Below are 12,278 nucleotides of genomic sequence, written 5' to 3' on the forward strand. Positions count from 1 at the left end.
AGGCATGAGGGACAAATAGCTGTACATAAGATTATTTGTGAAGTGCTGGAGCAGATTGCGAACAGCCTACGGAGGAGGAGTAGAATGACAAATTTGAACCCTTCGATGCGTCTAAAGGTTAAAAGGGATACATTTTTTCTTCCAGATTTGAGCGGTGTGTATTTTCGAAATAATGTAAGCTCGTTCCGGATGGAAGGTGAGGCGATTGATCAGTGGATTGAAACACTGATACCGATATTCAATGGGGAGCATAAATTGGAGGATTTGACTGACGGATTGCCGGACCGGCACCGGAACCAGGTATATGAAATTGCGGAAGTTTTGTACCGTAACGGCTTTGCTCGGGATGTAAGCCAGGATACTCCGCATCAATTGCCGGAAGAGGTCCTTACGAAGTATGCTTCTCAAATTGAATTTTTGGATCATTTCGGTGATTCGGGCGCGTATCGGTTTCAGTGCTATCGTCAGGCTAAAGTATTGCTGATCGGTTCGGGTCCTTTTTTGATCTCGGCGATTTCTGCTCTGCTTGATTCCGGGTTGCCCAAGTTTTATGTACTGCTCTCGGGTACGGATTCGACTGATCGGCAGCGGATGGCAGAGCTGGTGGCACATGCCCGTATAACGGACTCTGAGGTGGCAGTAGAGGAGGTTACCTTGCAAAAGGAAGGGGAGAGTTGTTGGCGGGAGGCTGTGAGGCCGTTTGATTCGATTCTGTTTGTGTCACGGGAGAACGATGCCCGGGAACTTAGAGTTCTTCATGCAGCTTGCCGGGAGGAGCAGAAGTTGTTTCTTTCTGCTGTATGCCTGCAACAGGTGGGTATGGTGGGACCGTTGGTTCATCCGGATTTTGAGGGATGTTGGGAGTCAGCGTGGCGCCGCCTGCACCAAACCGCAATTTCTAAAGATCCGCGGCTGCACACCTTTTCATCAACAGCGGGAGCCATGTTGGCCAATGTGAGCGTGTTTGAGCTGTTTAAAAAGAGTACGGGAGCGGACGATTCGGAACAGAATAACCGATTTTTTCTGCTTAATCTGGAGACTTTGGAAGGAAGGTGGCATTCGTTCCTGCCCCATCCGCTTGTGACCGGACTTAGCGCCCCTGAATGGATTCATGATTTCGATCTTCAGCTCGAACGGAGACCACACAAAAGCGAGAATGGATTGATTCCTTATTTTAGCCGGCTGACATCGGCGGAATCAGGGATTTTTCATGTTTGGGAGGAGGGGGATTTAACGCAGCTGCCGCTCTCCCAGTGTCGCGTTCAGGCCATCGATCCACTATCGGAAGGACCCGCTGTGCTGCTGCCGGATATGATTTGTACCGATCTGACGCATGAGGAGGCGCGACGGGAAGCGGGGCTGGCCGGGATTGAAGCCTATGTGTCGCGAATGGCCGGCTTGCTCGTTTCGATGCTTCCTTCTCATCAGGGAGAAGAGGCCGGCAGGATAGAACCGCAGGAATTTATCGGTATCGGAGCGGGGGAGGCGGTTGCGGAAGGCATTTGCCGAGGGTTGCAAAGGTGTTTGGAGGACGTGCTGGGCAAGCGGCAGGCGTCTCAGTTGCCTTTGGTCTCCCGAGTACAGCTGCGTACGGTAGAAGATAATCACTGTCTTTTTTATTTGGAAGCATTGAAGACGATGAAGGGAGCGCCGATGGTTGCCTTGGGAGAGGAAGTGTCTGGATTTCCTGTGGTGTGGGTCCGTACGAGTGATCGCTGGTATTGCAGTGTAGGCTTAAATGTGACCCTGGCGCTGCGGAAGGCATTGCAGCAGGCTCTGCTGGGGGCACAAAACCAACCGGATGGCTTAAAATCACAAGCATTGGTGTTCTCGCCCGTGCGTGTAAAAGAACAGGCACCGCTAAATCTTGAGATCCCTTCATGTGAAGAAACGTCACAACCAGAGGTTCTACAGTCCGCTTTACAAGTTTTGAATCGAAACCGTAAGAGGCTTCTGGTCTTCGATCTGGCGGTAGAACCGTTCTTGAAAGAGGAAGTGGCCGGGGTGTTTGGTGTAGTGCTGCGAGAGGAGGGGTCCCGGTGAGCGCTGCTGTTGTGATTGTTGGAGAAGGGGTATTGGCGGATTACGTGTGCGGAGAACTGTCAACCCAATTCGAGGTCGTTCGTCAGAGCGATTTCGAGACAGGAGTACCGGAAGCGGCGGATTTGGTTCTGGTGTTGAACGATGCCTGGAATCCTTACATTCATCAAAAGGCGGAAGAGCTGCTGCAACCAGCCGGCATCCCATGGCTGCGTGGCTTCGTTTCATTTGGTGAGGGTGTGATCGGACCGCTGGTTCGTCCGGGTACACGAGGGTGCTCCCGATGTGCAGACATGCGGCGCCTCATGGCGGGACGCGAACGCAAGGAAATGCAGGAGCTGCAGCAGAGGCTGATGACACGCGGGGGAGTAGATCGTGATGCATGGGCGTCACGTACAGGACTTTTGCAGGCAGCTCATTTGCTGGCCGTGGAGGCAAGGAAGGTGTTACAAGGCCAAACGGTTCATTCGGCAGAGAGGATGTTTTTGATCAACCTGAAAACGTTGGAGAGTACGCTTTACCTCGTTCTCCCTGACCCGCTGTGTCCGGTTTGCAGTCAATTGCTTGATGATTCATCGGCGGCAGCCGATATCTCGTTGCAGCCAAGTCCGAAGATCAGCGTAGACAGTTACCGCTGCCGCGGGATGGATGAGCTGAATACAGTTCTGACCCAAGACTACCTGGATTACCGGACCGGCTTTCTGAATGGGAAAATGGTTGATCTCAAGTCGCCGTTTGCTGATGTGAGTGTGAATCTGCCGTTGCTTGCAGAGGACGTGGGAACGGCAGGTCGGACTCATTCCTATGCGGTGAGCGAGTTGACCGCTATATTGGAAGGGTTGGAGCGGTACTGCGGTCTGGCACCCCGAAGCAAACGGACGGTAATCCGTGATAGCTACCGCAATCTGAAGGATCAAGCGCTCGACCCTGTCAAAGTGGGGGAGCACACGAGAGAACAGTATGCTCAACCGGGGGCCCCGTATACACCGTTTAATCCTGACCACCCAATCGATTGGGTATGGGGGTATTCGTTTTTGCAAGAGCGTCCGATTCTAGTTCCGGAACAGCTTGCCTATTACAGTATGGGCTGCGGGCACAGCTTTGTGTTTGAAACTTCCAACGGATGCGCATTAGGCGGAAGTTTGGAGGAAGCTATTTTTTACGGCATATTGGAAGTGGTGGAGCGGGACTCGTTTCTGATGACTTGGTATGCGCAGATGCCTCTCCCGCGCCTTGACCTTTATTCCGCTAACGACCAGGAATTGCAGTTGATGATCGATCGTTTGCGGGCGGTGGCGGGGTTTGATGTGCATTTCTTTAACTCGACGATGGAGAATGGGATTCCAAGTGTATGGGGAGTGGCGAAAAACAGGAAGCAAACAGGAATGAATCTCATCTGTGCGGCCGGGGCTCATCCGGATCCGGTACGGGCCGTGAAAAGCGCGGTTCATGAGTTGGCCGGCATGGTGCAGTCGCTCGACGAGAAATTGGATACGAACCGAGAGACGTATGTTCGAATGTTCCATGATTCATCCCTGGTGCGGCAGATGGAGGATCATTCGCTGCTTTACGGATTGCCGCAAGCGCAGGAGCGCCTGCAATTTCTGCTGGATGACAATCGCCCGTTGCGAACGTTTGAAGAGGAGTTCAAGCGGAAGGCAAGACATGCCGATTTAACGGATGATCTGAAGGACATTCTTAGGGCATTCCACCGACTGAATCTCGATGTGATCGTGGTGGATGTGACAGCGCCGGAAATCATGCGAAATGGACTGCATTGCGTGAAGGTGCTGATCCCCGGGATGCTGCCGATGACATTCGGACATCACTTTACCCGCTTAGCAGGGCTGGAGCGGGTGCTCCGGGTACCCGTGGAACTCGGGTATGCGGAGAAGCCGCTGAGGCTGGAAGATCTCAATCCACATCCGCATCCGTTTCCATAGGTATAAAAACGTGGCGTGGTGAGCCACCCTCGTTCATATAAGGAGGGACAAGGATGAGTCTGGAGGCGTTTCTGAACAATTTGCATTATGACATTGACAAGACCAAACCTCCGGACTTGGCGGTGGATTGGGAAGACGGGCCGCTTGCATATAAGCTCTATCGCGGTTTGCCTGTGGTTCCGTTATCTCCGGAAATCCCGCTGACGCTCGAAGGTGGCGAAGCTCCAGTGAAGCCCGACCTTCGCCGGGTGGGTCATTTTCTCTGGTACGTATTCGGGCTCACTCAATTGTCCCAGTCCGTTCTTGCCTCGAATTCCATGGTACAATCGATGGGCCTGCTGCAGATGTACCGACGGTTTGCCCCCTCCGGGGGAGCGTTATATCCGAATGAATTATACGTGTATCTGAAGATAGAGGATTTGCCTACGGGGGTATATCATTATGATGTGGCACACCACCGCTTGGTGCTGCTGCGCGAAGGCAACTTCGATTCATATTTAGCCGGGGCTATGGGTAATCGCCATGACGCTTCGGCTTGCTTTGGCACTGTTTTCGTATCGACCATGTTTTGGAAAAACTTCTTTAAATACAATGATTTTTCCTACCGCCTGCAAGGACTGGATGCGGGTGCGCTGATCGGGCAGCTCTTGGAGGTGGCCAAACGGTTTGGCTTTGCGTCGGGAGTGTATTTCCGGTTTCTCGATCGGGCCGTGAATTATCTTCTCGGGATATCCGAACAAGAGGAAAGTATTTATGCGGTGATTCCGTTGTCTGTGGAGCCGGGGATCTCTTGGTTTGCGAGTAGGAACGAGGGAGAGGGGAGTGTCTCCGCTGCCGAATTGTGCCGGGAGCTGCCGACGGTTCAGCATGACCATTACGTCCGGTCCCGGAGGGTTAATGAATTTCCGATGCTGATCAAAATGAACGAAGCATCCCTATTGGAATCGCTTCGATCGATACCGCGACCCGGAGAGAAGAAGATCGCTCACTGCGGGGGGCATGTGGTGGTTCTGCCCTATGTGAAGCGATTGTCGTATGATCTGGCGTCAGTAAGCCGAAGGCGGTATTCACCGGACAGTGATTTTAGGATGAGCCAGGTAAGCCAAGAGCAACTGGCCTTACTGCTGCGGGAGGCCACGGCCTCCTTCAGATATCGGAATGATTTGGACGGAGCGCGTGAGAACTCCGTTCCCCGCGTCTCGCTATACGTATGTCTGTATAACGTTGAGGGTATTCCGGAGGGTGCTTACCATTATGACAGTGCTGCTCATGCGTTAAGATCAATACGTCAAGGGGATCATCGGCTCCAGTTGCAGGAAGGAATGCCTTCCGATAATGTGAACCTGTTTCAAGTACCGCTATGCTTTCATATTGCAGGGGACAAGGATCATCATGCAACAGCGCTGGGGTATAGGGGATATCGCATCCAACAGATGGAAGCGGGGATGCTCCTGCAGCGTCTGTTGTTAGCAGCATCGGCTATCGGATTAGGGGGGCATCCGCTCCTTGGATTTGATGCACGATTATGTGATGAGATCTACAAGATGACTTCGCAAGGGTTAACGAGCCTGATCCAAATCCCGATAGGACCCTATCGTCATAGCCCTCGCTTAACGGGAGGATTGCATGGCTAGAAAAGCATGGGTAGAGCTTTTGTGAATCTGGTAGTCGTTTAGAGACAGCGATGAGATGCCGTTAGAAAAATATCCGAATCAGCATATTGCGGCGAATTGTGGTTTTACAAAGCTGCAGTTCGCCTCCATACACAGCAGAAGGTCCAGCCGAGAGGCTGGGTTTTTTTGCTGTTCCGGTGGTGGGGAGGAGAAACAAATTTATGTATTATGAAGTCATGAACGCAGTGGGAGCTGCTCGGCACACTTGGCTGAGTTTAAGCGTGTAAGCCGACTGAATCCGAGTGAGGCGTTTTTATTTTGCCCCTTAGCAGGTCAGGAGCTCATTCATGGCAATTTTTCTGCCTCATACTACCACTCGTACGTAGACTCTCCTCCGTATTTAGAAATATTTTCATAGCGTTGATTCAATTTAGGGAACTTTGAGCACGCTATCTTGTCTAATAGGTTGGGAGGGGGGAGATAGATGGAAACGGAGTACCTAAAATATTTTCAAGAAGTCGATAATACGGAATTGTACAATCTGATGACTCAATATGGGGACGATGTGTGGAGGTATGCCTATGCTTTGACCGGTAATTACGAACAATCCAATGATATTGCGCAAGAAGTCTTTCTTAAGGTTCATTTGAAGATGTCTACCTTTAGAGGACAATCCTCTTTCAAAACCTGGTTGTTTTCCATTACGAGAAATATTGCGATTAATGAAATGAAATCCAGTTATTTTCGAAGGATTTTGCTGTTTGGGAATGTGAAAAGCACTCGGACAGTACAGTCAGCCGAGGTTTCCTATATGGCGAATCAGGCGGCTGCAGATCTCCGGGAAATTATTATGGGTTTATCTCGAAAGCTAAGAGAGGTTCTTATTCTAAGTTTGGAACACGAGTTGACTATTCAAGAAATAGCGGAATTACTTCACATATCTGAAGGAACGGTAAAGTCAAGAATGAGCAGAGCGCGTAAGGAAGTTGAAAAGAGATGGGGGAATCTGAACCATGAATCGTGAGAAACCGAATTGGGCAGCGATGGTTAAGGCAAGCTCCGTCGGGAGAGGCGTATTCACTGAACAGATGAAACAAACGGTGCTTACCCGGGTTGAACAGAATCAAAGAAAGAAACTGAAAATCCCGTTTATTTATATGACTGCTCCGCTGGCAGGACTTCTGATCTGCCTCCTGCTCTTTCCGGTCTTTGATAGTTTGCCGGCAGCCTTTCAAACAATGGAGAAGGCGATAATGGGAACCAACGGAACTTCCAGCGAAGACATCGCCCTGCATTATGAGCCTGCAAAGGAACTGTCTGCCATCCCTGATACAGATAAGGGAATTAGGGGATATACTTTGTCGCGGCTGCCGTTGACGTCTGTGCATGTAAAAGAAACGGTGTCTATTGAAGGAATCGGCAAGTATATGGATTACATAAAATCGGATAAAGACCCAATCTCTTATTTCGGTTTTCAGCTTACCAACCATCCTGGTTCTACCGAGGATGAGTTTTACGAGATTGGCTATGGAAAAATGAGTGAAGCGAAACTTCAAAAAAGTGATGCTTTTGGTTTGATGGATCTTCGGCTGGATGGCAAATGCGGGCCCGAAAGAAGATGTGTGTATTGGATTACTTTAAAAGAAGATGAGGTTGTTGCCTACGAACAAATGGATGCATGGACCATTTACGAGCAAGACTTAGATAAGGATGGAGTAACCGAGGTTGTCGCATCGACCTATGCCAAAGAAATCTATATTTACAAAAATATAAAAGGCCAGATCGAATCGGTGGATGTTCAAGCGGCGTTGAAGGCTGGATATGGAGATGCGGTAACTTATAACCCGGATAACCAAGTTTTTCAGATCACCGGTAAGGGTGGAACGAAAAAATATCGCTATGTCACAGGAGCGGATATGTTCCGTCAAGTGCACGAATAGGGAAAGGATGCAGTTGGACATTTGTCATGGCTGCGGCGAGTTTGTGGATTTACCGAGCTGCGGCTCGTTTTTATGACACGCAGAAGGTCTCGGCGGAGAACGGGGCCTTTTTGCTGTTCCGGGAGCAGGGAGGTAGGCGCGCGGGATCAAACTCTTTTAAACTCAAAAATAGGTCGCATTGGATATAGCTTGCGTGTAAACTTGACTATAAGACTTGTTAATATATAGAAATATCTTCGGAAAATCTTCTTCGTTCCCCGCAAGCCGGGGAAAATAACTTAGCGTTTAGGCGGTGACTCAGATGAATGAAAAAAGTTGGCTAGTCGTGCAGTATCCCCTAAAAAGCGTAAAAGGCAGCCAGCGCGACCACTGGTTAAAAGACAAAGTGACGGAGTATTTGGGGATTTTTTTAGCTGATGCCGAGCTGGGCTATGTGGACGGGTTTGATATGGGAAAATGCGTTTCCGACCCGACTGCGTATGCTCTTAACATATTTTGCGTCGTTACGGATGAAGCACGCGGTATTGCTTTGATCAAGAGAGTTTTAAGAGAATACAGGTTGGATTATACTCGCATTAAAATTGCAGCTATGCCCTATGAGAACGGAGACGCCTACACCCTGAAATATGCTTACAAGAAGGGCGTGACCGATTTTTCGTTATAAGGGGATGGAGGCGTGAACATAACATGAAGTTTGCTGAGTTCAGACAGAGGTAGAAGCCACATGGACATGGACGAAGCGGAGTGAAGGAATACGGAATTGGAGTGACTCTACAATTAATAGGTTAACCCGATAAATCAAAAAGCTACTTCGGACAGAGAGTTACTGTTTTCGAGGTAGCTTCTTTGACCTATTCCGAATAAATATAAACATCATTTCAATCCGCAGAAAGATAAATACCATCTATCCGACAATCCAAGCATAATATAGATGGTTTATTTTATCAAATATTTTCGATGTATATATATATTCTACATTTGACACATGCCATCTTCAAAGGTAATATAAGTTTATAAATACTAAATTTTACCTAAAAGGGGAAGAGTGAATGATTGGTAGATTTGAAAATAATATAAAGATTGATTTACCACAATTTGAATGGTTTTTACCACGTCCTCCTAAGCCGGTTTTATATATAACAATATCAAAAGAGAAAACGATTACTTTTAATAAGAACCTTTGTGAAAATATCCCCAAAAAAATTAAAATTGGGGTCAATTCAGATGGTACCAGACTGGGACTGATAGGCTTTCCTGAAGAGGGGTATCGCATTCCGAAGAATGGAGTAGTCAGGGATGAGTACTTGGTTCATTGCATTGAGGAACGCGGGGTTCGTTTGCCCGCAAGATATTCAGTTGAAAAAATAGATGAACTATGGCTAGCCACGTTAATTCCCTCTACCCCTGCACCAACAACTCCAAGAGCGACTCCTAAAAAACCAAGAACAAATGGACTTAAAGCTATGCTTCCAAAGAAGAAATAAGGCAATGGAAAAAATTACTGAAGATGATGTTGTGAGACATTATATATCTCTTGTCACACAGGAATGTAAAGACTCCTATAAAGGCTTGGAGTTAGAGGACCGAATTGCAGAAGGTGCACTTGCCCTAATCCATGCAATACGTACATATAAGGTGCAGTATGGATGTTTTGAAGAATACATGCTTTTACAACTGAAATTCATTATGAGGGACAAAAATAAAGAGGCATGGAAGGCAAGGAAGTTGGAGTCTTTGCTCTCTCTAGACGCCCCGTTGTTCAACAACAATACTACCTTCTCCGCCTTGTCTAACTTCTTAGGTTCAAACTCTCACGATGAAACTGTTTTTGAAGTGAATTATTTTATAGAGAATTTGTCAATAATAGAGAAGCGAGTTGTCCTCCATTTAATAGAAGATCGCGATTTGATTAAGATATCTAGGCACCTCGGAGTCTCGGTTTCACAAATACAGCATATTATCGAGAACATTCAAAATAAGGTTGAGTTATACATGAATGGTTATTAGTAATTGAGAGGAGCAAAGCTTTTAGTGTGCTATACTTAAAGTAAAAAAGTACTAACTTTCAGAGGTGACGAAGATGCGTTGGGAAGAGGTTAGAGAGCAATTTCCAGACGAGTGGGTGGTCTGTGAGGCTTTGAAGTCTCATTCAGAAGACGGTTACTGGCTCATTGATGAAGTGGCACTTATTGATCGATTCGACGATTCCGCAGTGGCAATGAAGCGTTATTACGAATTGCATCGGGAACAGCCTTACCGGGAGTATGGTTTCTTTCACACATCTCGTGAAAAGCTGAAGCTTCGCGAGAAGTGGGCGGGGGTTAGAGGGCCCAGATGAATATTGAGGTAAAGTACGGGTTACCATTTATAGAAGTTGTGATTTGTTATCGGGGCGAACAACTTCATTTGAAGCACGTTTTGCTCGATACTGGTTCGGCGGGAACAATTTTCAGTGCAGATGTAGTAGATGCGATCGGAGTTAAGGTTGAACCTGAGGATGTTCTGAATAAGATAAGGGGTGTAGGGGGAGTAGAAGTCGTTTACTCTAAATATTTTGACTTCGTGAGGACAGGCGAGGTTTCTTTGGAAGTTTTTGAAGTAGAGATAGGAGAAATGAATTACGGGTTGGAAATTGACGGAATACTAGGTTTTGATTTCATCCAGGCTGCGGGGTTAGTGATCAATTCTAAAGAATTGACTGTGGGCGCGGGGGTTTAGCTGCGCTATCCCAGAATATTTCAAACCTTACGCGGCGACGGATTTTGAATTTACACTTTACGAACCGCCCCATACCTACAAGAGACCCAGCCGACAGGCCGGGTCTTTTTGCTGCCCCCACTCTTGACAACAGAGGTTTACTGCAATAAACTCATTACATCAAGGTTTATCATAATAAACCCGCGAGGGGGCGATCTGATTGGAACCGTACAAACTGTTCGATGCCGAATACAAATTTGCCTGTCTGGTTTGGGATCATGAGCCGGTCAATTCTACCGATCTGGTAAAGCTAAGCCAAACAAAGCTTGGCTGGAAGAAGTCCACAACCTATACCGTGTTAAGAAAGCTTTGTGAGCGGGGGATCCTCAAAAACGAGGAAGCGACGGTCACCGCAATCATTAAGAAAACCGACGCGCAGAAATACGAAAGCCGGACGGTTGTAGATAAAGCCTTCAACGGATCTTTGCCGCAGTTTTTAACCGCTTTTCTGGGTGAAAAGAAACTGTCGGAGAAGGAGGCTGAGGAGCTGAAGCGGATTATTGAGGAGGCAACCCGATGACGAGCCTGTTCCTTACTATCCTTAATATGAGCATTACAGCCAGCTATGTCGCAATTGCGGTTATTATCACGAGATTTCTTTTGAAACGAGCTCCTAAGATATTTTCTTATCTATTATGGCTGGCCGTAGCCGTAAGACTGGTCATTCCCGTTAGTTTTACTTCAAGCTTTAGCCTGTTACGGCTGGTACAGCCCCAAGGCAGGTCCGGAACAGGTTTCATGGAGTTTGTGCCGCAGGATATGGGGATGCAAAAACATCCTATGGTGGATGCCGGAATAAGCGGAATAAGCCATTTTATTAACTCGACTCTCCCGGCTGCCGCGCCACCGTCAAGCGCAAATACCATGCAAATCATCTTGTGGATTGCAAGTATAATCTGGGTAACGGGCACGGTCATTCTCCTCTTTTATAGTGCCCTGTCTTATTTGAAATTAAGGAGCAGAATCCAAACGGCGACACTCGTAAAGGATAATATTTTCGAAACGGACCGGATCACCACACCTTTTGTATGCGGTTTTCTGAAGCCGAGAATATACATTCCGACCGGTCTTAGCGAGCATGAGCTGGCGTACATTTTACTGCATGAAGAGACACATATCCGGAGACGGGATTATTGGATAAAACCTGTGGCGTTCGTGATTCTGACTTTCCATTGGTTTAATCCCCTTATGTGGCTGTCTTATGCGCTCATGAGCAGGGACATGGAGATGTCCTGTGATGAGTGTGTCGTGGACAAGATGGGCGACCAGATTAAAGGAAGCTACTCCACAACTCTGCTTTCACTTGCGGTAAGGGGGAGCGGGTTACGGACCGGTAGTCCGCTTGCTTTTGGGGAGGGGAATATTAAGGCAAGGATTAAAAATATTCTCGCCTATCGTCAGCCCTCCTCTTGGATAGCCGTAGGCTCCATACTTGTTATTGCAGCCTTGGTACTAGGTTGTGCGGCCGATCCCAAGCCTTTGTCGCATTCGTCCCAGTTATCCGCACAGTCGCTCTATTCCGGGTATGATATGGAAAAGCTTATGGGGAACAAAACACTCTATGTCGGCAACCATATAAAAGTAGGCGGCCTCATTGGCGGAATGCCCAGGCCAAGCGGCTTGGAAGGCAGGGGCATCGAGCTTCAAACGAAGGCACAGCCTTACGGAGTTACGGTCTACTATGTCGTGAACGACGATACGGTTGTGTTAAAAGACGGAACAATCAGCGGAGAAGCTTTTTACCGGAATTCCGTCCTGCTACTGAGCCTGATTGATAACGTCGATTGGATCACCTATTCGATTGCGGACCCTACGGGTCCGAATGTTGACCCGGCGTACAGCTTTACGCTCACAAGGGAAAAGGCAGAAAAAATGCTGGGAGAGGATGTCAGGCCCTACGGTAAGGACCAAACAAGCCTACGGCAGCTCATTGATCGGTTGGAACGATTGAATTTCAATGAAACCGGGAGTGCGGTTTAGTCATG

Annotated in this window: 12 protein-coding genes; all 12 read left to right on the top strand. The window is 48.0% G+C overall.

The window, feature by feature from the left end:
* Positions 1-84 precede the first annotated feature (84 nt).
* The 12 genes from ABH899_RS18410 to ABH899_RS18465 all read left to right on the top strand — a co-directional run bounded on the left by ABH899_RS18410 (position 85) and on the right by ABH899_RS18465 (position 12,273).
* Positions 85-2,043 carry a putative thiazole-containing bacteriocin maturation protein gene (locus ABH899_RS18410; RefSeq protein WP_369999141.1) on the top strand — a complete coding sequence of 653 codons (1,959 nt, stop codon included), beginning with the start codon at positions 85-87 and terminating at the stop codon, positions 2,041-2,043.
* Entirely contained in the window at positions 2,040-3,983 is a 1,944-nt protein-coding gene (locus ABH899_RS18415; RefSeq protein WP_369999144.1) for a TOMM precursor leader peptide-binding protein, read from the top strand. Before ABH899_RS18410 ends, ABH899_RS18415 begins: the two co-directional genes overlap by 4 nt.
* 53 nt (positions 3,984-4,036) lie before the next feature.
* Positions 4,037-5,617 carry a SagB family peptide dehydrogenase gene (locus ABH899_RS18420; protein ID WP_369999146.1) on the top strand — a complete coding sequence of 527 codons (1,581 nt, stop codon included), beginning with the start codon at positions 4,037-4,039 and terminating at the stop codon, positions 5,615-5,617.
* Positions 5,618-6,080: 463 nt separating this feature from the next.
* The gene (locus tag ABH899_RS18425) at positions 6,081-6,620 is read left to right on the top strand and encodes an RNA polymerase sigma factor (RefSeq protein WP_009676356.1); all 540 of its coding nucleotides are present in this window, start codon (positions 6,081-6,083) and stop codon (positions 6,618-6,620) included.
* Positions 6,610-7,536 (top strand): hypothetical protein, encoded by a 927-nt coding sequence (locus ABH899_RS18430; RefSeq protein ID WP_369999149.1) that lies wholly within the window; start codon positions 6,610-6,612, stop codon positions 7,534-7,536. The genes ABH899_RS18425 and ABH899_RS18430 overlap by 11 nt, the downstream gene beginning before the upstream one ends.
* A 301-nt stretch (positions 7,537-7,837) precedes the next feature.
* Positions 7,838-8,200 carry a hypothetical protein gene (locus tag ABH899_RS18435; RefSeq protein ID WP_218230935.1) on the top strand — a complete coding sequence of 121 codons (363 nt, stop codon included), beginning with the start codon at positions 7,838-7,840 and terminating at the stop codon, positions 8,198-8,200.
* Between the two features lie 385 nt (positions 8,201-8,585).
* On the top strand, positions 8,586-9,020 hold the full coding sequence (locus tag ABH899_RS18440) for a hypothetical protein (RefSeq protein WP_369999152.1): 435 nt from the start codon (positions 8,586-8,588) through the stop codon (positions 9,018-9,020).
* Positions 9,021-9,024: 4 nt separating this feature from the next.
* Entirely contained in the window at positions 9,025-9,543 is a 519-nt protein-coding gene (locus tag ABH899_RS18445; RefSeq protein WP_369999155.1) for a sigma-70 RNA polymerase sigma factor region 4 domain-containing protein, read from the top strand.
* Between the two features lie 130 nt (positions 9,544-9,673).
* Positions 9,674-9,874, top strand: coding sequence for a hypothetical protein (locus ABH899_RS18450; RefSeq protein WP_249266998.1), 201 nt, complete (start codon positions 9,674-9,676; stop codon positions 9,872-9,874).
* Entirely contained in the window at positions 9,871-10,254 is a 384-nt protein-coding gene (locus ABH899_RS18455; protein ID WP_016423771.1) for a retropepsin-like aspartic protease, read from the top strand. Before ABH899_RS18450 ends, ABH899_RS18455 begins: the two co-directional genes overlap by 4 nt.
* Positions 10,255-10,453: 199 nt before the next feature.
* Positions 10,454-10,813, top strand: a complete 360-nt coding sequence (locus ABH899_RS18460; protein ID WP_042232246.1) for a BlaI/MecI/CopY family transcriptional regulator — start codon at positions 10,454-10,456, stop codon at positions 10,811-10,813.
* A gap of 26 nt (positions 10,814-10,839) precedes the next feature.
* A complete protein-coding gene (locus tag ABH899_RS18465; protein WP_369999742.1) occupies positions 10,840-12,273 on the top strand; it encodes a M56 family metallopeptidase in 1,434 nt (477 codons plus the stop codon).
* Positions 12,274-12,278: the final 5 nt, after the last annotated feature.

Source organism: Paenibacillus sp. RC84, assembly GCF_041260495.1.
In the GTDB taxonomy this organism is placed as follows: Bacteria; Bacillota; Bacilli; order Paenibacillales; family NBRC-103111; genus Paenibacillus_F.

What these genes read in the sequence shown, in the direction of transcription:
- ABH899_RS18420 (WP_369999146.1), top strand. Translation starts at nt 4,037, where the DNA reads ATGAGTCTGGAGGCGTTTCTGAACAATTTGCATTATGACATTGACAAG.
- ABH899_RS18435 (WP_218230935.1), top strand. Translation starts at nt 7,838, where the DNA reads ATGAATGAAAAAAGTTGGCTAGTCGTGCAGTATCCCCTAAAAAGCGTA.
- ABH899_RS18445 (WP_369999155.1), top strand. Translation starts at nt 9,025, where the DNA reads ATGGAAAAAATTACTGAAGATGATGTTGTGAGACATTATATATCTCTT.
- ABH899_RS18465 (WP_369999742.1), top strand. Translation starts at nt 10,840, where the DNA reads ATGAGCATTACAGCCAGCTATGTCGCAATTGCGGTTATTATCACGAGA.
- ABH899_RS18430 (WP_369999149.1), top strand. Translation starts at nt 6,610, where the DNA reads ATGAATCGTGAGAAACCGAATTGGGCAGCGATGGTTAAGGCAAGCTCC.
- ABH899_RS18440 (WP_369999152.1), top strand. Translation starts at nt 8,586, where the DNA reads ATGATTGGTAGATTTGAAAATAATATAAAGATTGATTTACCACAATTT.
- ABH899_RS18425 (WP_009676356.1), top strand. Translation starts at nt 6,081, where the DNA reads ATGGAAACGGAGTACCTAAAATATTTTCAAGAAGTCGATAATACGGAA.
- ABH899_RS18410 (WP_369999141.1), top strand. Translation starts at nt 85, where the DNA reads ATGACAAATTTGAACCCTTCGATGCGTCTAAAGGTTAAAAGGGATACA.
- ABH899_RS18455 (WP_016423771.1), top strand. Translation starts at nt 9,871, where the DNA reads ATGAATATTGAGGTAAAGTACGGGTTACCATTTATAGAAGTTGTGATT.